The organism is Colwellia demingiae (assembly GCF_007954275.1).
In the GTDB taxonomy this organism is placed as follows: Bacteria; Pseudomonadota; Gammaproteobacteria; order Enterobacterales; family Alteromonadaceae; genus Colwellia; species Colwellia demingiae.
The window spans coordinates 112665-133132 of the sequence record NZ_VOLT01000013.1 but is presented as its reverse complement, the minus strand read 5'-3'; the positions used below and the strand labels follow the sequence as shown (position 1 = coordinate 133132).

Genomic DNA, 20468 nt, shown 5'->3' with positions numbered 1-20468 from the left:
GAAAACCAATACACCCTACGACGAATCAAAATATTTAAAGGCATTAAAACGAAGAGGCTCGCCACTGTTAAAATTTGCGGTAAATAGCTAATTTAAACTTGTTGTCCACCTCAGGGCGTGTTGTTATGTGCTTTTATAGCCTCAAGCTCTTCCTTCAAAGCATTGATAGATGTAACGTTTTGTTTAGATATATCGATTAAAGTGTTAATACTATTTTCAATATTTACGTTATTCATTTTATCAAGCTGCAATTGATTTAACGTTACTGGTGTTTTTATTTGTAACTGTGAATAATAAACAGAACACACAGCCGAAATAATAGAAATAACGATCGCGATACTAGCGAAAATAGTTGCCCAAAATGAGGATGTTCTCGCTGATACAAGTTCTTCGTGTTCAAGGAGGTTAAAATAGCCTTCATGCTCTAAAAAATATCGCCCTTCTTTATTTAGCTTTCCAGGCGTATTGCCTCTAGGGGAAGTACTATCAACAAAAAGAGCAGAAAAAAATTGTGATACAGAAAATTCATCAAACTCGTAACCTTCGCTAGTTAAGTGTTCCCTTAGATCAATGAACTTAATAGGTTTTCCAAGATTTGCTTTTCCAAAATGAAGAATCGCTATATATAAATCATCCTTTTTCAATTGTAACCTCCATGATGCACATAACGCCCCAATAAGAGGCTAAAAATGGTTGGCTAAAATGTGCGAGGAACGAAGCGCGGCCAACTGTTGCGTGTCCTAGTTTATTTGCTTGTTATGTAGCTAATTTACCAATGTTTTTTACGGTCAATATAATACTTCATTGTTGCAAATACATAAGCTAAAAGAAAGAAGCCAGGTGTAGCAAATATGTCGGGCTTTATAACCCAAGTTATAAAGCCTAAAGCCAAACAAAAAAACTCCATAGTTAAAATTTGCTTTCTGGCTTTAACACCCCAGAAAAAGAATTTAACTAATAAAGGTTCTGATTTCCAAGATTCCGAACTTTTATCTATCACAATAATCTCCTCTTTAAGTTTAGAAATATCTATTTCAAAAACAGAGGCGAGTGATTTAAGAGATTCAATACTAGCTTTATTGCCACTTTCAATTCGTTGGATTGTCCTTGTACTTAATCCAGCCATTATTGCAAGTTGCTCTTGAGACCAATTCCGTTTCTCTCTTAATTTTTTAACTATCATAAAATACCCTCGTCCATCTGTGAGGAAAATCTAACTCGAAAACATCGTTGGCGGTTACGAAATCAACCTGACAGTGGCACGACACGACCTGATTTAGCTACATAACGCCGTTTTAAGCGGCAAATTGCAGTTGGCTAAAATAAGTGAGGCACGAACAAAAAGCCAACTGTAATTTGTCCGACTTGAAAACCCTTGTTATATTTTATGCACTGCAGCAAATGATAAAATCAAGCGTATTATTTCGGCCTCGCAAATTCTGTGCCCCTGCAACATATTCACCTACCTTACACATCAATTTACCACCGTTAACGCTCGAATCAACTGTGTGACATTGGTTTTGGTTGAGTTTTTTGAGCTTAGACAGTTTCTCGATAGCTTCTGATTTTTCGCTTTTAATCGTATTATGCGCTAATTCTGTTTCTGCTTGGATTTGCTGTACTGACGATATACGCTGATTTTTTAGTTCGCTTAGTGCATTCTCTTTTTCTAATTTAAAGGATTGATAATCCTTATCCTTCTCTATGGCAGCTAGTCTACCGTCCATTTGCCCTATAATGTAAACTCCACTTAATATTGCCAACGATAGAGTTGCTATAAGGCTTAATTCGACTTTATTCATTATGGGACCTCCTTAAAATATAACGCCACGTTAAGCGGCAAAAAATTGTTGGCTAAAATTGTGAACGGAGTGAAACAGCCAACTGTTTTTTGTCCGTTTGAACGCCTTGTTATGTGCGTATAGAACCTAGATTACCACTTAAATGATCTATTTCAATTGACTCACCTGTCCCAGCTAATGATACAAAATTTAAATCAGTTAAATCAGTTAAATCATTAAATTCATATTCTCCCTTTTTGCTAGCGTGATTTAACCACAGTTTCTCTAATGTGGTAAATTTACAGATGACTTTGATAGACTCATTTGTTATCTGTGTAGATTCTAAATTAAGACTCTTAATGCAATACAAAAAAGGTAAATTGGATATTCCCTTATCTGTAATTTTTTCACTATCCAATGACAGTGAAATAACATCGGCGGGAATATTTTTTAAATCGTCATCAGACATCCATGAACCATCGATTACCATATTTGAATCACTCCGGATGATTATTAACTATCAAGTTGCAATAGCACATAACGCTGCTATTAAGCGGCATAAAATAGTTGGCTAAAATTGTGAGGAACGAACATAGCCAACTGTTTTATGTCCGTCTTGAATGCCCTTGTTATTTGATGCTTGCGGCAAAGTGCCACTGTCACCAAATACTCTTCTGTTTGTGGCAGCCCGACCGTAGAAGTAAAAAACTCCCAGTACCGCTACACACAAAAGGTTGAACTTTGAGCCACTCAACTTAACGTATTGAAGCGAACTCGCCAAACTTTAAATTGAGAAATGAGGTCTGTTTCGCTGACTTTCACCTAAAAGCTAATGGTGAAAACCCACCTGAAACACCTACCAAACCCATTTTATAAATACCGCCCTTACAATAAAATATTTACTCTAATTAGCGGTACCCAATAACTATTAAGCATTTATCTCTTGTCGAAGCATGAGAGATAAATGTCCTGTTGGACTGAGCCGCTAGGCACAGTCCATATGGTTTTTGTTTATTGAGTCATTTCAGTAGTAGGATGGTGATTAACCATAAATTGAATTTTCAATAGCATCCTTACTCTATTTTGCTCAACGTTATCAATCCAGTTTACCTAATCCGGCGCTTTATTCAAGACAAACGAAACCTCCACTATCGCTTTTTTCAACGCATAACTAACAGTTTATACCGCTAAACTATATCGTTCGAAACGGTACTAACTGTTTGTTGGGCAATACAATTCCCATCAAGACCATCCCTACATGATGGCAACTGGGACATTCAGGCCCTATTTCATCATTTACCTTGGGTGTGATAACTTCTTCAAGCCGCTCAACGTCTTTATCTAAGCTTTTTCTAATGAGGGTTAACGATTTACGTCTTATTGAATTAGCCATGAATCCGTAATAACGCAGCCTCATAAAACCTTTGGGGAGAACATGTAGTAAAAACCGCCTTATCAACTCGCTCGCAGACAAATCCATATGTGTTGTCTCATTGCTACGATAGTCCTTGTAGCGCATTAATACGTTATTTCCGCTCTTTAAAGATAAACGACTTTCGCTAATACCTACGCGATTGCAATAGCGTGCCAAATAGTTAACAACTGCATCGGTATGACCAATGGTTGGTTTGCTATAAACATTCCACTTCAACCGAGCTGCTTCATTCAAACCCTGTGTAATGATTTCTGGCGCTAGTCGATGAAGCGCTCCAGCGTCTGCTTGTTGAGCCAAACCATTAAGCATCTTTCCTCTGAACTTCACTGACAAAGCTCTAACAGGAAATAAATAGTGCGCTTTTCGACTACTACACCATTGCTTGTCTTGGGTTAACACACCACTTGGGATCAGGCAGTGTAAATGAATATGCCGACACAAGGTTTGACCCCAAGTGTGTAACACAGCCAACATACCCAATTGACCCTCCATGTGATGCCTCGCGTTTGCAAATTCACTTAAGGTTTGCCAGACAGCCTTAAATAAGCTTTTATACAATACCTTAGGGTGCAAAGTTGCCCAGCCATTAAACTGATGCGGCAAGGTAAACACCACATGATGATAAGCCACAGGCAATACATCGGCTTGGCGTTTAAGTAACCACTGCTCTCGTGCTTTACCTTGGCACACCGGACAATGTCGGTCACGACAAGAGCAATACCACTGCGTATCTTGCTCACAGTGATTGCAGTGCCATTGATAACTGCCCATTGCTTGGGTTCGACAATCTTGAAGATGATGTAATACTTGCCATTGTCTTGGTGTGATGGTTTTTGCCTCAAGCTCTGGTAATCCCTCATTGATTATTTGTTGGAACAGTGAGCCGTTCATAATTGCTGCTCCAATTGTTTGAGTAAATCAAACTGTGCTCCTTGCACTGCTTGATAGTGAGGCAACCAATGGGTATACCGCACGGTGGTACGAATATCTTTGTGTCCTAAAATATGCTGCAACTCAGGTAACGGCATACCTGCCATTAATTGATGGGTAGCAAAAGCATGGCGTAAGGCGTGTATGCCGCCTTGCTTTAATATACCTGCATCTTTTTTTGCTTTGTAATAGGCTTTTTGCAATGAGGATTGGTGTAAAGGTTGATCTTCTATCGGCTTAAAAAATAGGTAAACGATGGGATGAAAACGTTGCCAATACAGTCGTAACTCGTGCAACAAAGAATCGGATACGGGGATACACCTATCCTTAGCGCCTTTGGCTTGTTGAAGATGTATAACCCTTTGTTCACCCGCTATATTTTTCACTTTGAGCAAACAAACTTCACTCAGGCGTAAACCACAGCCATAACACAACATGATCATCATGCGATATTTCGGGTTGCGGCAGACATCAATGATCCGCTTTACTTCAGATAGACTTAACAGCTCTGGTATCTTCTGCTGTCGCTTCATCGGTGGTAACAACTGTTCGTTAAATGTTCGACCTAGCACCTGACCATAAAAAAAGTTCAGCGCATGAAAAGCCTGTGCACATGTGCTTGACGATAAATGGCGATCTAGGGTTAACGACCAAAGGTACTCTTTTAACTCACTGTCTTGTAACGTATCAGGGGATCGATGGGTGTATTTCGCTAAGTCGTAAACCCAACGAACATAGGCTTGCTGTGTTCTCATTGAAAAGTGTCGTACTTGCATACAGTCAAGTAACTGTTGTCTGAGTGGTGTCATAACTTGCCTCCAAAAAGGATTGATGTAGCAAGTTAAGTTTGGCTGGAATGCAGAGAAAATTCAGGGAGCTGCTATTCCCCGCGAAGCGGTTTAGTTCAACAGTTTTATTATGAGGCAAAGTTCCTTCTTTCTACAGATGGGATAAATCGTCCATAATTTATAATAGGAAGAGATTACTTTATTGTTATAGATAGATCAACGAGTTAAAAATAAGGGTGCAAGTGGTTGATGTGTGAAAGGAGGCAATTTGCACGCTTTCTTGTAGAAAGAAGGAATTAGAGTGAACTGTATATAAAAACAGCACCTAAGATTAAGATTAAGATTATTTTGCTATTAAAAAGGTTTTATTAGCACGAATAAAACACTTCGTATATCTAGATCAAAAAACGCGCCTTAGTTGCCTAAGTCGCGTTTAATCAAAATACTGACGATGTCTTAACTAAAAGTTGATTAACCTATGTTAGTTAAACCACCCATGTAAGGTTGCAATACCGTTGGAACATTAATGCTTCCATCTTCTTGCTGGTAGTTTTCTAAAATAGCAACTAAGGTACGCCCTACCGCTAAACCAGAGCCATTCAGTGTATGCAACAATTCTGGCTTGTTAGTTTCATTATTTCTAAAGCGTGCTTGCATACGGCGAGCCTGAAAAGCCCCCATATTTGAACACGACGAAATTTCACGGTAAGTATCTTGTGCAGGTAACCATACTTCTAAATCAAAAGTTTTGGCTGCGCTAAAACCAACATCACCACTACATAATTGCACTGTACGGTATGGTAGCTCAAGTTTTTCAAGAATAATTTCAGCATGACGCGTTAATTCATCAAGCGCTGTCATTGAGTTTTCAGGCTTAACAATTTGTACCATTTCAACTTTATCAAATTGATGTTGGCGAATAAGTCCACGAATATCACGACCACCAGAGCCTGCTTCACTTCTGAAACACGGAGTGTGCGCTGTCATTTTAATTGGTAAGTCATCTTCATCTACAATTTCATCGCGTACTAAGTTAGTTAACGGTACTTCTGATGTTGGGATCAATGAGAATTTTTTATTTGATAAGTCCGTGTGAAATAAGTCTTCACCAAACTTTGGTAATTGTCCTGTTCCGTATAATGACGCCGCATTAACTAGGTACGGTACGTACATTTCTTGATAACCATGTTCTTCTGTGTGGGTATCAAGCATGAACTGAGCAATAGCACGGTGTAATCGGGCTATTTTGCCACGCATTACTACAAAACGAGTACCAGCTAGCTTAGCGCCGCTTTCAAAATCTAGGCCTTTATCTACAGAAAAACCTAAGTCTACGTGATCTTTTACTTCAAAATCGAATTCACGTGGCGTGCCCCAACGTTTTATTTCAACGTTGTCATCTTCATCTTTACCTTCTGGAACAGAGTCATCAAGAAGATTAGGGATAGCACTCGCAATCGCATCAATTTTAGCTAAAACTTCGTCTTGCTCTGTTTTAGCGGCATCAAGGTCATTACCTAGCTGACTTACATGAGCAAGTAATGGTGCAATGTCTTCGCCACGTGCTTTCGCTTGGCCAATAGACTTTGAACGAGTATTACGTTCATTTTGCAGCTCTTGAGTTTTCACTTGGATAGCTTTACGTTGCTCTTCTAATTCACTTAACGTATCTGTATCTAATACAAAGTTACGTTTAGTAAGTTGTTGAGCGATATTATCTAAATCAGTTCTAAGTAGTTTTGCATCAAGCATAATTATTCACATTCTTGTTAATGAAGTTATTAAAATTTGTTACGTATATTCTACGCCGCGATTAAATAATCAGCGGTTATTTTGTTAAAGCGCTTACCATAAACATTCCCAATGCTGCTGCAGCAATGCACAGTGAAACATTCAGTAAAATATTTATCGCCGCCTTTAACACGTCGCCTTGTTGTAATAGTAACAAGGAGTCTAATGAAAATGTAGAAAAGGTGGTAAATGCACCTAAAAATCCTATTCCTATTAAGGTTCTATGTACACTAACAGTGAGGATTTCATGCTCTATTAGTTGATATAACAAACCCATAGTAAATGAGCCGATGATATTAACCATCAATGTGGCAAAAGGGAAACCTTTTCCGAGCCAATTTAGCACTAATTGCGAAATATAGAAGCGTAAACTTGCCCCACAGGCGCCACCAAGGGCTACAAATGCGTATAAAGTAAAGTTACTAATAGCGTTGGTCATGGCTATTCCTATCAAGCTGGTTTAAGTAATCGAGCTTTTCTTTTAATTTTTTCTCTAGTCCACGTTCCGTTGGCTGATACAAACGAGTATGCGAGCTATCAGCTTTAGCTAAGGCTTCTGGAAAATAGTTCTCGCCTGCGGCAAAGGCGTTTACTTCATCATGGGCGTATCGATATTCGCTGCCGTGACCGAGTTCTTTGGTGATACTACTGGTGGCATTTTTCAAATGCAGTGGAACATCTAAATCACACGTTTGTTGCGCTAATATCTTTGCTTTATTAAACGCTTGGTAAACCGCATTGCTTTTAGGTGCTAGTGCCATGTATACCGTCGCTTGCGCAATAGCGCGTTCGCCTTCACTTGGGCCAACACGATGAAAGGTGTCCCAAGCGTTAATGGCAAGTTGCATAGCACGGGGGTCTGCATTACCAATATCTTCACTGGCAATAGCGAGTAAACGTCTGGCGACATAAAGTGCATCGCCACCCGCGGTAAGAATTCTTGCATACCAATAAAGCGCTGCATCAGGGCTAGAGCCACGTACTGATTTATGAAAAGCACTGATTAAGTCATAAAAGGCATCGCCGCCTTTATCGTATAGGGCAATTTTGCTACCGGCAACTTGTGCAATGAGTTCAACCGTGATCGTTTTAATATCACCGCTTACACCCTGTTCGCCAAGCTTATTCTCTTGCTTTTTATCTTGCGTTGTAACGGTACTATCGAGACAATTTTCTAATAAATTAAGTAACCGTCTGGCGTCGCCATCACTGCGATTAAGTAAACTTTGTTTGGCATCAACACTTAACTTGATACTCAGCTGTTGTTCAGCTTCACATAATGAGATTGCGCGTTGTAATACTTGTGCTAAATCATCACGGGTTAATTTTTTCAAAGTATATAAACGTGCGCGTGATAATAACGCTTGGTTTAATTCAAATGCAGGATTTTCGGTGGTCGCACCAATAAAAATAATGGTGCCATCTTCAATGTGCGGTAAAAACGCATCTTGCTGTGATTTATTAAAGCGATGAACTTCATCAACAAACAGCACGGTTCTTCGTTTATTAGCACCCTCGCCTTGTGCACGCAATTTTGCTTTTTCAATAGCACTACGAATTTCTTTAATACCTGACGTAACAGCAGATACACGCTCTATTTCGGCATTAGCATGTTGGGCAATAATTTCAGCCAGTGTTGTTTTACCACTACCTGGCGGTCCCCAGAATATAAGTGAATGACAATGACCTTGTTCAATAGATTGAGCTAAGGGAGAGTTTCCACCCAAAATATGCTGTTGCCCTACATAATCAGCTAAGGTTTTTGGGCGCATTTTCGCAGCAAGCGGCATAAAGCTACTTGCAGCAGCGTTACCTTCCGTTGAAGTATTATCGGTAGATGATAAATCGTCATTGTCAGGCGTAAGGTCAAACAGTGAGTCTTGTTGCCCTTCACTAGTACCTTGATTAACACCTAACCCCGAAGATGACTTACCGTCTGGATTATCGTTTGTCTTCAAGTCTTACACCTTCAGGCAAGCTAAAGCTAAATAACGTGGCAGCAGGCTCAGTCTTACTGTTAAATTTACTTAAACTAATTTGACTGATTTGCCCAGTGGCATCTTGAAAAGAAAACTCACTTAACTGCACATCATTGTTATCAGTTTCACTAAAAGTAAGCGTAAGTTTTTTAATCTGACTGCTTTCATCTTTTGGCATGACCACAAAACGTAAACCACTTTGAGCAACGTTCTGCTGTTCGACAACATTGTACTGCTGCCAAAGTTGAGGTTCATCACTGGTAAGCAATAAAATAGGGGTGTTATGAATTGATTTAGCTAAGCTATAAGCGCTGGCTTGTTCAATAAATGGGTCATAAAACCACAAGGTATTACCATCGCTAATAATTAAGGTTTCATCAGGGGTTATGGTTTTCCAATTGACTAGATTGGGCTTGTTAATCGCAAGCGTTCCTGAACCTTGTTGTAATATTTCACCTTGTCCATCAAGAATGTTTTGGCTGAAATCTGCACTAAAAAAAGCTAATTTACCTAACTTAGTCATTAAGTGTTCTTTCGCTTCGTTTGATGGTGACAAAGCTGTTGTCGCATTATTAGTGTCAGCTAGTGTTTGGGCTGCATAGGCCATTGAGTGGGAAAGACTCAGTACCGGCAGTAATATACTGGTCAACGCGAGTTTACGAAAAAATGACTGGTTTCTAAAATTGATTTGCATAGTTTTACTTCTACTATTTACTTTTAATAAAATGAATTGTGTCAGCATTTAGCTGACACAAGGAAAATAATAAGCGATAACGTTACCTTGAAATAAATCTAGGTATAACTTATTAAAGATAGGTTAAGAGTCTATCTTAATATTCTCGCACAGGTGGCGGCGCTAATACTTCACGTGCGCCGTTATTACCTGGTGTTGATACGACACCTTGTAATTCCATTTGTTCAACTATTCGTGCTGAGCGGTTGTAGCCTATTCTAAATTGTCTTTGTACACTCGAAATTGAAACGCGGCGTTTTTCAGTAACGAAATTAACTGCTTCATCGTAAAGCGCGTCAACGTCTTCAGCCTCGCTACCTTCGGCTTGTTCGCCCGGTAATAAAATATCTTGTTCGTGCTCGCCTGATAAAATTTCTTCAACATAGTTAGGCTCACCACGAGATTTCCAATCTTTAACAACTGCATGTACTTCATGATCATCAACAAACGCACCATGGACACGTGTTGGAACACCGGTACCCGGAGGTAAATAAAGCATATCACCCATACCAAGTAACTGCTCTGCCCCTTGTTGATCTAAAATCGTACGAGAGTTTAAGCCTGACGATACCTGAAACGCCATACGCGTTGGAATGTTTGCTTTAATCAAACCAGTAATAACATCTACTGAAGGACGCTGAGTGGCAAGTATTAGGTGAATACCGGCAGCACGCGCCTTTTGCGCTATACGAGCAATAAGTTCTTCTACTTTTTTACCTACAATCATCATCATATCGGCGAATTCATCAACGATAACAACAATGCTTGGTAATTTTTCTAACATCGGTGGAGTTTGATCCATACCATCATTAGGTTGCCATGTTGGGTCAATTAACGGCTCACCCGCAGCAATCGCTTCAAGTACTTTCTTGTTGTAACCTTTTAAGTTACGTACACCTACCGCAGACATTACTTTATAGCGACGTTCCATTTCACCAACACACCAACGCAGTGCATTAGCGGCGTCTTTCATATCTGTAACTACTTCAGCCAGTAAATGCGGAATACCTTCATAAACTGAAAGTTCAAGCATTTTAGGGTCAATCATGATCATACGCACATCTTCAGGCGTTGATTTATATAACAAACTGACAATCATGGTGTTTACACCAACAGATTTACCTGAGCCAGTAGTACCAGCAACCAGTAAATGTGGCATTTTACCTAAATCGACCACTACTGGGTCACCGGCAATATCTGTACCTAGAACCATAGCAAGTGGTGATGGTGACTCTTCAAAAGCCGCACAGCCAATAACTTCACTTAAATAAACAATTTCACGGTGTTTATTGGGTAGTTCTAAACCAATCACTGATTTTCCCGGAATAACTTCAACTACGCGCACACTGATAGCCGATAAAGCACGGGCTAAATCTTTCGACAAACTGGTTATTTTATTTACCTTAATACCCGGAGCTAAATCTAATTCAAAGCGTGTAATGACAGGCCCTGGGTAAACAGCAACTACTTGTGCTTGTACACCAAAATCGAGTAATTTCGACTCAACTAAACGGCTAACCACGTCTAATTCATCTTGGTTAATCGGGTTTTTTGCTTTATCAGGGCGATCGAGTAAATCGATAGACGGCATTCCTTGAGAAGGCTTTTCTTCAAGAGGCACGAGGTTAACTTGGCCATTGTCATCGGTTATGTGTTGTTCCACCACCGCTAACGGTGTAACCGCTGGAAATTGGTAATCATCAGCAACATTCGGTTTTTCAACCTCAGCAAAAGCGGCAGTAATTTCTTTTTCGCTAACATGCTGTTGAACATTGCCAGCAGACAGTTCAGTCATCAACTCGGCAATATCAATAAAAGGTTCGCTTTTTTCAGTCATATTACGCGGCGCTATCTGCTCGTTTTCAGCATTGAAAGGTTCAGGTAATTCAATTATCTCTGTTTGGGCATGCATTCCTGTAGGTAAAGACTCGGACGCTTTTTGGTCCGTTGGTGATTTATTAGAATGTGATTCATCTGAAGACAAATGTTCTGATGCGAACGGTTCATCTTTAACATTAGCTTTGTTTTTGCCAGAACGACTTTTACTTAAGCGGCTTTTAATATTTCCAAGTTCTTCGTCATCGTCGCTATGGTCACTAGTACCAAAGTGCATTTTAATTAATTTAGGTGAATTTACTAGCCAAAGTGCACTCTCAATGGCGTATCGTCCGACACTATCTATGAATTTAAGCCATGAAAATCCGGTTAATAGTACAAAACCCGCACAAGTAAAAAGTAAGAATAATAAAGTAGAACCAACAAATGAAAAGTATGGCAATAAGGTTTTACTAAGTACATCCCCTAAAATACCACCCGCAGAGAAGTAAAAAATGTCATCAAAATTCATGCTTGCTAAAGAGGTTATGCCAAGATAAAACATGAAAAAACCAATGAGTTTTAGCCCTAAGGTCAAATAATCGAGTTTCATCAATTCATGAAAACGTTGAAACAACAACCAACCTACAATGGCAATAACAAAAGGTAGGCTATAAGCAATAAGACCGAAAAGGTTTAACAATAAATCAGAAAGGTAAGCACCAACCGCACCACCTAAGTTACGTACTTGTGTTTGATAACCTGTTTGCGCCCAACCTGGATCAGCGGGATCAAAACTAAATAACGCCAACATCATGAACATGGCAAAAACGGTGAAAAACAATAACCCAGCTTCCAGTAGACGTTGCACGCCAGTGAGCTGTTTATTGGTCAATGTTTCAAGCGAAACATCGGTATTTTTTATAAGATCTGAAGACAATTATAAGTACCATTGGAAATTAATACGTAAAAATTACGTATAGCAGAGCTAAAGTATCAAATTAGCGCTTAGTTGGCAGCAACAAATTGCCATAAGTGCATGTTTTTTTATACAGCTATGTAAATTTGCTCTGAGAAGACGGTTATAAAAGAAAAATAGCTATAAAAACCGCTTTGTGACCTTGGTATTAAAGAACCCTGCTTTCATAGTCTCAAGGATATTAATAATGGCTCAATATTATTGGCTAAAACTGTTTGAGTATTTATATTAACGTTTGATCGCTAATAAGTTGGTCGATTTTATTTCATCCATCACCACATACGTTCTACTTTCACTTACCGCTGGTAACCTTAATAAGGTATCACCGAGTAGTTCCCGATAGGCAAGCATGTCTTTAACTCGGGTTTTAAGTAAGAAGTCAAAATCACCCGAAACCAAATGACATTCTTGAATGACATCAAGCTCATCAACCGCTGCAGCGAAGTCGTTAAAAACGTCTGGACTCGTTTTCGTTAGGGTTATTTCAACAAACACTAATAAAGCAGCATCAAGTTTATGTGGGTTCAAAATAGCTTTATAACCACTGATGTACTTCTCTTTCTCTAAACGTTTAACTCTTTCTAAACAAGGGGTTGGACTTAAACCTACCCGCTTAGATAACTCAACATTAGATAAACGACCATTTTTTTGTAGTTCAACAAGAATGTTTTTATCAATGCGATCAATGGTTTTATTAAGGCTCATATATATAACTCTGACTATTGTCTATTTCTTAGCATTATATATCGCTTTCCGTAGAATAACGACAGGTTATTCTATTAGTTTACTCATATACTAGTCGTATCTAAAACAAAAGCACTTCAAATAGTTCCAATATGAAGTTGCACTAATTACAATAAGTTAAATATAAGAGAGAAAATTATGATTATCGGCGTACCTAAAGAAATTAAAAACCACGAGTACCGTATCGGCCTTACACCTGCAGGTGTTAAAGAATTGTCAGTAAATGGTCACGAAGTGATTGTTGAACATAATGGTGGTGCATCTATTGGCTTTGATAATGAACAATATATCGCTGCTGGTGCAAAAATAATTGATAGCGCTGCGGAAATATTCGCAACAGCAGATATGATCATTAAAGTAAAAGAGCCACAGACTGTTGAATGTAACATGCTTCGTCCTGGTCAAATTTTATTTACTTACTTACATTTAGCACCAGATCCTAAGCAAACTGAATTATTAGTTGCTTCAGGCGCAACTTGTATTGCTTATGAAACTGTTACAGCTGCTTCTGGTGGTTTACCTTTATTAGCACCTATGTCTGAAGTTGCAGGTCGTATGTCTATTCAAGCCGGTGCTCATGCTCTAGAAAAAGCACAAGGCGGTTTAGGTGCTTTATTAGGTGGCGTTCCTGGTGTTGCTCCAGCTAAAGTATTAGTTATTGGTGGTGGTGTTGTTGGTACTCAAGCTGCACGTATGGCAGTAGGTATGGGCGCAGACGTTACTATTTTAGACCGTTCTTTACCGCGTTTACGTCAATTAGATACTGAATTCGATGGCCGTTTAAAAACTGTTTACTCTACTGCTGATGCAATGGACCAGTTAATTGTTGAAGCTGATTTAGTTATCGGTGCTGTATTAATTCCTGGTGCTGCTGCTCCTAAATTGGTAACAAGAGCTCACATCAAAATGATGAAGCAAGGCGCTGTTGTTGTTGATGTTGCTATCGACCAAGGTGGTTGTTTTGAAACTTCAAAAGCAACAACTCATCAAGAACCAACTTATGTTGTTGACGGCGTTGTACATTACTGTGTTGCTAACATGCCTGGTGGCGTAGCACGTACTTCAACAATGGCGTTAACAAATGCAACAATGCCATTTGCTGTTACCATCGCAAACAAAGGTGCTAAGCAAGCATTACTTGATGATGAACATTTAATGGCTGGTTTAAACGTCGCTGCTGGTAAAATCACTTACAAGCCAGTTGCTGATGTTCTAGGTTATGAATATGTAGAGCCAAGTGTTGCTTTAAACGCTTAAGGTTTAATAAATATTGAGTACTGTAAATTAATTTTTTACAGTAAATAGCGCACTTTTGCTTACACTTTAGCAAAAGTGCGTTTTTTTTTATGTATCTTATAACGAAGTAATTATTTACCCCCTTGCTTTATTTCCTTATCATCCCAATTAATAACGATAAGTAACAATTTTAATTTCAAAGTAATCTATTTTCTTGGAGAAATCATGAGCGACGTAAGACACTGTCCCCTACTAATTTTAGGCTCAGGCCCTGCTGGTTATACTGCTGCAGTTTATGCTGCCCGCGCAAACTTAAAACCAGTAATGATCACCGGTATGCAACAAGGTGGTCAATTAACCACGACAACTGATGTAGAAAACTGGCCAGGCGATGCTGATGACCTTACAGGTCCAGCTTTAATGGAACGTATGCAGAAACACGCTGAAAAATTTGATACTGAAATTATTTTCGATCATATCGAATCAGTAGATTTTTCTTCTAAGCCTTATAAATTAACAGGCAGCAGTGAATACACGTGTGACGCGTTAATTATTTGTACCGGTGCTTCAGCGCAATACCTTGGTTTACCTTCAGAAGAAGCGTTTATGGGACGTGGTGTTTCAGCTTGTGCTACTTGTGATGGTTTCTTTTACAAAAACCAAAAAGTTGCTGTTGTTGGTGGTGGTAATACTGCTGTTGAAGAAGCTCTCTATTTATCAAACATTGCCAGTGAAGTTCATTTAATTCACCGTCGTGATACTTTCCGTAGTGAAAAGATTTTAACTGATCGCCTATATGAGAAAGTTGCTAACGGTAATATCGTTTTACACACTGACCGTACGTTAGACGAAGTTTTGGGTGATAACATGGGGGTTACTGGCCTACGCTTAAAAGAAATGGCTTCAGATGCTACTGAAGAGCTAGAAGTATCAGGTGTATTTATTGCCATTGGTCATAAACCAAATACTGATATATTCAAAGACCAACTTGATATGAAAGACGGTTACTTAACCATTCAAAGTGGCACGCAAGGTAACGCAACACAAACGAGTGTTGAAGGTATTTTTGCAGCGGGTGATGTTGCTGACCATATTTATCGTCAAGCAATTACTTCTGCTGGTGCTGGTTGTATGGCTGCATTAGATTCTGAGCGTTACTTAGACGCTCAATAATTTATTGCAGTAAAGCGTGCAGTGAATATTAGTTTCACTGCGATTAGCTTGAGTGTAAATACTATCGATAGGAATTTTAATGGGTCAAATTTTATATCAACTTGATGATAATAGTTTGGCCTTTCCCTTGATAGAATGCGCCCTAACTGAACCCAACGGCTTATTAGCGCTTGGTGGTGATTTATCTCCACAGCGATTAATAGCGGCGTACAGTCAGGGCATTTTTCCATGGTACAGCGATAACGACCCCTTAATGTGGTGGTCACCCAACCCCAGAGCCATCATAGACATTGATCAACTACGTATAAATCGTACTTTACGTAAAGCCATCAACAAATCACCTTATCAAATCACGTTGAATCAAGATTTTAGTCAAGTAACTCAATTATGCGCCAATGCGCCGTTTCGAACAGATGGCACTTGGATTTTACCTGAAATGGAAGCCGCTTACCTGACATTACATCAGCAAGGGTATGCTCATTCTATTGAAGTATGGTATACCGATGAGCATGATAACAAAGCATTAGTTGGCGGTTTATATGGGGTTGCTATTAATGGTTTCTTTTCTGGCGAGTCAATGTTTTATAAACAAAGTAATGCTTCAAAGTTTGCTCTTATTGCCTTGGGACAATTACTCAAGTCTGTTGATATTAACTTTATTGATTGTCAATTACTCAACCCCTTCCTAGAAGATATGGGTGCTAAAGAAACCAGCCGTGACATTTTTATTCACAAACAACAACATGCATTAACTAAGAGAATGCCCAATGACTTTTGGCAACCACGAACATTAACGGTTATTTAGCTTTATTTAGGTTTATTTAGATTTAGGCATAGTTTAATGATTTTAGTTATAATTAACGTTGAGCATTATAGGCAATTGGCAAATTATCAATGAGTGATACTTCCTATAAATTAGGCATGACCAAAATATTTCCTTGTAATTATTTACCCGATCAACAAGAGCGATTACTGATTGCTGTTGATGAGCGGTTACATAACAGTGAAAGTTATGGCTGGTTAATGACGCAAGGCTTTCGTCGTAGTGGCGATCAAAGTTACCGACCAAGTTGCCCTAATTGCAATGCTTGTCAGTCCATTCGTGTATTGACTAGTGACTTTATTCCCTCTAAAAGCCAAAAAAGATCTAAGAAACGTAATAGTCATTTTATTATTAAAAAGTCTTCACAGTTAAAAGATAGCTATTACCCACTGTTTGAAAACTATATTAATACCTTACATCAAGATGGAAGTATGTATCCTGCGTCTTTTCAGCAGTTCGAAAGTTTTTTAAGCTGTAACCTAACCCAGCAACTCTTCATAGAGACTTGGGCGCCCGCAAATGAAGTAAATGGCCTTGAGGAAGATAAACTCGTTTGCGTTGCCGTAACTGATGTATTGAGTAACGGTTTATCTGCCGTTTATACTTTTTATCATCCTGACTATAAAGCGAATGGATTAGGTGTATTCTCAATTCTTACCCAACTTAGCTTCTGCCAACAAATGTCTTTACCTTATTTGTATCTTGGTTATCAGATTGATGAATGTCAAAAGATGAATTATAAAGACCGATATTTCCCCTTTGAGCGCTTTATTGACGGTCAATGGCTTATAAATACCAAAGCTAGTGTTAATAAAGCTAAAATTGCTAAATAAATAGCCACAAGCCTTTACATTAGCCAAGCAATTAGGCATCATTCGCGCAGCTTTTTTATCTGCCCAACAATATCCCTATTACAGAGATATTTAACGGCTAATTTGCACAACATTAGAGGTTTAGCGCCCCATGGCGAAAGAAGAAAATATTGAAATGCAAGGTACGGTTTTAGATACTTTACCAAACACTATGTTCCGAGTTGAACTTGAGAATGGTCACGTCGTAACTGCACATATTTCTGGTAAAATGCGTAAAAACTACATTCGTATTTTAACAGGCGATAAAGTAACGGTTGAATTGACGCCATACGACTTATCAAAAGGTCGCATTATTTTCCGCGCTAGATAAGCCAGTAAGTAACGTTACGTTATTTCAAACCAATTAAAAAAACCAGCAACTCTTTTAGAATGCTGGTTTTTTATTGTCTTAATTTTGCCTTGAAGGCTAAATCAAACCTTGTATCTACTCGATACAAGGTATTTATATCCCCAAACTACTTATAGGTAGCTATTAGGCTTTTCTCAAACTGATCAGCACTGATAGTTAAGCCACTTTCTGCGATGATCTCATTAAGTTGCTGTTGATGATTTTCAATAGTCGATAAAGTAATCGTATTATCATCAAGCTTATAAATTTGTAATTGGCTTTGATAATAAAAAGATAAGATGATCATTGCTGTCTCTTCACCGTTTTTAGCTGCAAGTTTGATTTTTTTAAGCTTACGATAAACTAAGTTTTGTATTTGTTTTACCTGCCAAACATAATAAATTTCAGTGAAAAACGCGCTGTGTTTAACTTTATATAAAATAGCACCGTTAGCAAATAGTGCTAGAGCAACGCCTACTAGGTTAAATCTAAAGTTACTGTCGGGCTCAGCTTGTACGGCGTCATTAGCCGTTTGTAGAAACTCATTAACATCGCCCACATCAGCAAACAAACTAATGAGTACGGTGCCAAAAAGCAGTGACAACACTAATAACGAGCTAATAAAAGCTACAATCACAATATTTAAATGTTTTCTATAACGTACTTTATCTATATCAATCAATTGCATGGGGGGGATAAAATCCTATGTTGTTCTAAAAAAGAAGGTAAAAAACTAATGAAGTAGTGCTAAAGCACTATCTTATCAGTTTTATTACTTAGGCGTGCGATATTAGACTTGGTCAAAATCTAAATCTAAACCAGAATGGCGTTGAACTTGTCCCGTAACACCTTGTTGCCATACCCGTTGATTTGCGGCAATGGTCAACTGCTTTTTCGCTCGAGTAATACCGGTATAAAGTAATTCTCTAGATAATAACTTACTACCGCTTTGTTGATTGCTCTGCTGCTCTGATTGTGTTGCTGAAATAACCATAGCAACATGAGAGAACTCACTCCCTTGGGTTTTATGGATGGTCATGGCATAAACACTTTCAAATTGAGGCAAACGAGAGGGTAATATTTGTCTAATTGCTTGCTGAGATGTTTCTGTACTCTCAAGCACTTTACTTTCAACAGAGGTATCTTCAAAACAGGCCATCAGATGTACTTTGCCCTCTTGATCGACAACGCGCCAAATAATACCTATATCACCATTGTATAAACCTAAGCGATAGTCATTTTCATTAATCATAATGGGCTGACCATGATAAAGCGTTTGCTGATAAGGTGCGTTGTTTTTTCCTAAATAGCTTTTGATCACTTCATTAAGTCGCTCAACTCCATAATCACCTTGTCTAGTAGCACATAGCACTCTAAATTGTGATAACAATGCAAAAGCATCACTAACATTAGAACAATGCTCAATGGGTTGATAATATTGCTTCACTAGCGGTGCTAGCCAAGTAGAAAGATCACCTTGGGCAAGTGTTAACTGGCTCGACTGCTGATTTTGGTTTTTTCCTTCTTGAAGATAGCCTCCCTTAATGTATCCTTCTTGAGTGACCTGAGGCAGAGAATCGAAAAGCAGTCGCCAACTACTTTTAACATCCCCTTGTATAACACTATTTGCAATGAGACCGATGCCGCCTTTACCGTCAAAGCGTCTTGATTTAACCAAGAAGGTTAAGTAATCAAAACTGGCTTGAGTGCTTTGCTTATTACTTTGAGCGTTGTGGTTACTTGTTATAGATTGGCTCTGTGCTGAAAAATAACCGCTAACTTGATCTGGCGAAAGTTGGCAAACCAGATTTATATATTCTTCATTCTCAAGACTAAACCTACCATGTGGACGCGGAGCTATATCAGCTAAAACACTACCTGCAGCTACTGAAGGTAGTTGATCCGCATCACCTAATAAAATAACTTTAGCCGTGTCTTTTAACGCACGGAAAACTCGAGTCATTAACGGTAAATCGACCATAGACACTTCATCAATAAGGACAATATCATAGGACAAGCGATTATCTTCGTGGTGTCTAAAGTTTGGTGAGTTTGGTAACACCCCTAATAAACGATGAAGTGTTTGTGCCTGCGTAGGAATTTCAGCGAGTACCTTGTCATCAATTAAATCTTTAAAACCAGAGATTGCATTCACAATAGACTCAGACAAACGTTGTGCCGCTTTCCCCGTAGGCGCAACAAGTGCAATATTAAGAACCGGTGTGCCCTGCTGTCTTTGCTGCTCTATGCCTTTTTGTTCTAAACTTTGTTGTTCTAACAGAACCAACGCGGCTAATAATTTAGTCACCGTATAAGTTTTACCCGTACCTGGTCCGCCAGCAATAACACTAAAGTTTTTATTAATGGCATTCGCTACCGCAACTTTTTGCCAATCAATTTCTAACGAATCAGCGTCTTGCGCTTCCCCCTGAGCTGACTCATTAGGAAATAACATCCCAATACACTGACGAATGCTGTCATTATCATACTGGCTTTTTTGAAGTAACCGCACATTAATGGCTTGGCCCAAATCACTTTCAAATTGAAAATAACGTCGCAAATATAGCTTATCTTGTTGAAGAACCAATAATTGTTGGTCTGATGCTAGAATATTTAGCTCGCTTAACATGGCTTGCAGTTGTGTTAATGGCGCAAAAACAAAACCTGCGTGACTGAGTTCCTGAGTATGTTCCTGAGTGAGTCCTTCACTATCTTGTTGATTATCATTCTTTGCTTGATTTACATTATTTGATAAGACAAAGCCTTTGCCCCAATGTTGATCGGCAATTTCACTCAAAGGCAAACAACTGTGTCCCGCACGTAAGCTAGCACTTAAGGCTAAGAACAAATGGTATAAATTACGTTGACGACTTATCTCAGGCGATATATCACATCCTGATTCCGCTTTTTCTTCTGTAAGTGTTTGACTCTTTGTGTGAGAAGTTAACGCACTGAGCATTTCTTTAGCAAAGAAATAATCAATCGCTTCAACACCTTGGATAGCGTCTTTTACTTGGCTAAAACGGCTGTACACTGGTTTGTTCATACTATTATCAACCAT

19 protein-coding genes are annotated in these 20468 nt (G+C 38.8%); 5 read left to right on the top strand and 14 right to left on the bottom strand.

Annotation, left to right across the window (positions count from 1 at the left end; genetic code table 11):
* Positions 1-110: 110 nt before the first annotated feature.
* From ESZ36_RS20095 to lrp, 12 genes are all read right to left on the bottom strand, one after another.
* On the bottom strand, positions 111-644 hold the full coding sequence (locus tag ESZ36_RS20095; RefSeq protein ID WP_146791167.1) for a hypothetical protein: 534 nt from the start codon (positions 642-644) through the stop codon (positions 111-113).
* A 125-nt stretch (positions 645-769) separates the two neighbouring features.
* Positions 770-1183: a helix-turn-helix domain-containing protein gene (locus ESZ36_RS20090; RefSeq protein ID WP_146791165.1), complete on the bottom strand. Its 414-nt coding sequence runs from the start codon at positions 1181-1183 to the stop codon at positions 770-772.
* A 202-nt stretch (positions 1184-1385) separates the two neighbouring features.
* Positions 1386-1802 (bottom strand): hypothetical protein, encoded by a 417-nt coding sequence (locus ESZ36_RS20085; RefSeq protein ID WP_146791163.1) that lies wholly within the window; start codon positions 1800-1802, stop codon positions 1386-1388.
* Between the two features lie 109 nt (positions 1803-1911).
* Positions 1912-2250 (bottom strand): hypothetical protein, encoded by a 339-nt coding sequence (locus ESZ36_RS20080; protein ID WP_146791161.1) that lies wholly within the window; start codon positions 2248-2250, stop codon positions 1912-1914.
* 723 nt (positions 2251-2973) lie between these two features.
* Positions 2974-4107: an IS91 family transposase gene (locus tag ESZ36_RS20075; protein WP_146791159.1), complete on the bottom strand. Its 1134-nt coding sequence runs from the start codon at positions 4105-4107 to the stop codon at positions 2974-2976.
* On the bottom strand, positions 4104-4955 hold the full coding sequence (locus ESZ36_RS20070) for a tyrosine-type recombinase/integrase (RefSeq protein WP_146791157.1): 852 nt from the start codon (positions 4953-4955) through the stop codon (positions 4104-4106). The genes ESZ36_RS20075 and ESZ36_RS20070 overlap by 4 nt, the downstream gene beginning before the upstream one ends.
* Before the next feature lie 450 nt (positions 4956-5405).
* Entirely contained in the window at positions 5406-6686 is a 1281-nt protein-coding gene (gene serS / locus ESZ36_RS20065; protein WP_146791155.1) for a serine--tRNA ligase, read from the bottom strand.
* Positions 6687-6762: 76 nt separating this feature from the next.
* On the bottom strand, positions 6763-7164 hold the full coding sequence (gene crcB, locus ESZ36_RS20060; protein ID WP_146791153.1) for a fluoride efflux transporter CrcB: 402 nt from the start codon (positions 7162-7164) through the stop codon (positions 6763-6765).
* Complete coding sequence (locus tag ESZ36_RS20055) at positions 7148-8515, bottom strand: replication-associated recombination protein A (RefSeq protein ID WP_170235900.1); 1368 nt, start codon at positions 8513-8515, stop codon at positions 7148-7150. Before ESZ36_RS20055 ends, crcB begins: the two co-directional genes overlap by 17 nt.
* 151 nt (positions 8516-8666) lie before the next feature.
* A complete protein-coding gene (gene lolA, locus ESZ36_RS20050; RefSeq protein ID WP_146791149.1) occupies positions 8667-9398 on the bottom strand; it encodes an outer membrane lipoprotein periplasmic chaperone LolA in 732 nt (243 codons plus the stop codon).
* A 136-nt stretch (positions 9399-9534) separates the two neighbouring features.
* Positions 9535-12192: a DNA translocase FtsK gene (locus ESZ36_RS20045; protein WP_146791147.1), complete on the bottom strand. Its 2658-nt coding sequence runs from the start codon at positions 12190-12192 to the stop codon at positions 9535-9537.
* A gap of 267 nt (positions 12193-12459) precedes the next feature.
* Complete coding sequence (gene lrp, locus ESZ36_RS20040; RefSeq protein ID WP_033093840.1) at positions 12460-12936, bottom strand: leucine-responsive transcriptional regulator Lrp; 477 nt, start codon at positions 12934-12936, stop codon at positions 12460-12462.
* 177 nt (positions 12937-13113) lie between these two features.
* Here lrp and ald point away from each other — a divergent pair, with 177 nt between their 5' ends.
* From ald to infA, 5 genes are all read left to right on the top strand, one after another.
* Entirely contained in the window at positions 13114-14232 is a 1119-nt protein-coding gene (gene ald, locus ESZ36_RS20035) for an alanine dehydrogenase (RefSeq protein ID WP_146791145.1), read from the top strand.
* 204 nt (positions 14233-14436) lie between these two features.
* Positions 14437-15384, top strand: coding sequence for a thioredoxin-disulfide reductase (trxB, locus tag ESZ36_RS20030; protein ID WP_146791143.1), 948 nt, complete (start codon positions 14437-14439; stop codon positions 15382-15384).
* 79 nt (positions 15385-15463) lie between these two features.
* The gene (gene aat / locus ESZ36_RS20025) at positions 15464-16189 is read left to right on the top strand and encodes a leucyl/phenylalanyl-tRNA--protein transferase (RefSeq protein WP_146791141.1); all 726 of its coding nucleotides are present in this window, start codon (positions 15464-15466) and stop codon (positions 16187-16189) included.
* Positions 16190-16278: 89 nt separating this feature from the next.
* Entirely contained in the window at positions 16279-17040 is a 762-nt protein-coding gene (locus ESZ36_RS20020; protein ID WP_146791139.1) for an arginyltransferase, read from the top strand.
* Between the two features lie 130 nt (positions 17041-17170).
* Positions 17171-17389, top strand: coding sequence for a translation initiation factor IF-1 (infA, locus tag ESZ36_RS20015; RefSeq protein ID WP_011043571.1), 219 nt, complete (start codon positions 17171-17173; stop codon positions 17387-17389).
* 145 nt (positions 17390-17534) lie between these two features.
* Here the strand turns inward: infA and ESZ36_RS20010 are convergent, their stop codons facing one another.
* A complete protein-coding gene (locus tag ESZ36_RS20010; protein ID WP_146791137.1) occupies positions 17535-18095 on the bottom strand; it encodes a DUF3087 family protein in 561 nt (186 codons plus the stop codon).
* Positions 18096-18197: 102 nt separating this feature from the next.
* Complete coding sequence (gene recD / locus ESZ36_RS20005) at positions 18198-20468, bottom strand: exodeoxyribonuclease V subunit alpha (protein WP_146791136.1); 2271 nt, start codon at positions 20466-20468, stop codon at positions 18198-18200.

Bases quoted from the DNA above. Each gene is read 5' to 3' on its own strand.
- ESZ36_RS20070 (WP_146791157.1), bottom strand. From the start codon at position 4,955: ATGACACCACTCAGACAACAGTTACTTGACTGTATGCAAGTACGACAC.
- ald (WP_146791145.1), top strand. From the start codon at position 13,114: ATGATTATCGGCGTACCTAAAGAAATTAAAAACCACGAGTACCGTATC.
- ESZ36_RS20075 (WP_146791159.1), bottom strand. From the start codon at position 4,107: ATGAACGGCTCACTGTTCCAACAAATAATCAATGAGGGATTACCAGAG.
- infA (WP_011043571.1), top strand. From the start codon at position 17,171: ATGGCGAAAGAAGAAAATATTGAAATGCAAGGTACGGTTTTAGATACT.
- ESZ36_RS20090 (WP_146791165.1), bottom strand. From the start codon at position 1,183: ATGATAGTTAAAAAATTAAGAGAGAAACGGAATTGGTCTCAAGAGCAA.
- ESZ36_RS20085 (WP_146791163.1), bottom strand. From the start codon at position 1,802: ATGAATAAAGTCGAATTAAGCCTTATAGCAACTCTATCGTTGGCAATA.
- recD (WP_146791136.1), bottom strand. From the start codon at position 20,468: ATGGTTGATAATAGTATGAACAAACCAGTGTACAGCCGTTTTAGCCAA.
- aat (WP_146791141.1), top strand. From the start codon at position 15,464: ATGGGTCAAATTTTATATCAACTTGATGATAATAGTTTGGCCTTTCCC.
- lolA (WP_146791149.1), bottom strand. From the start codon at position 9,398: ATGCAAATCAATTTTAGAAACCAGTCATTTTTTCGTAAACTCGCGTTG.
- trxB (WP_146791143.1), top strand. From the start codon at position 14,437: ATGAGCGACGTAAGACACTGTCCCCTACTAATTTTAGGCTCAGGCCCT.
- ESZ36_RS20010 (WP_146791137.1), bottom strand. From the start codon at position 18,095: ATGCAATTGATTGATATAGATAAAGTACGTTATAGAAAACATTTAAAT.
- lrp (WP_033093840.1), bottom strand. From the start codon at position 12,936: ATGAGCCTTAATAAAACCATTGATCGCATTGATAAAAACATTCTTGTT.
- serS (WP_146791155.1), bottom strand. From the start codon at position 6,686: ATGCTTGATGCAAAACTACTTAGAACTGATTTAGATAATATCGCTCAA.
- ESZ36_RS20055 (WP_170235900.1), bottom strand. From the start codon at position 8,515: ATGCCGCTTGCTGCGAAAATGCGCCCAAAAACCTTAGCTGATTATGTA.
- ESZ36_RS20080 (WP_146791161.1), bottom strand. From the start codon at position 2,250: ATGTCTGATGACGATTTAAAAAATATTCCCGCCGATGTTATTTCACTG.
- ESZ36_RS20020 (WP_146791139.1), top strand. From the start codon at position 16,279: ATGAGTGATACTTCCTATAAATTAGGCATGACCAAAATATTTCCTTGT.
- crcB (WP_146791153.1), bottom strand. From the start codon at position 7,164: ATGACCAACGCTATTAGTAACTTTACTTTATACGCATTTGTAGCCCTT.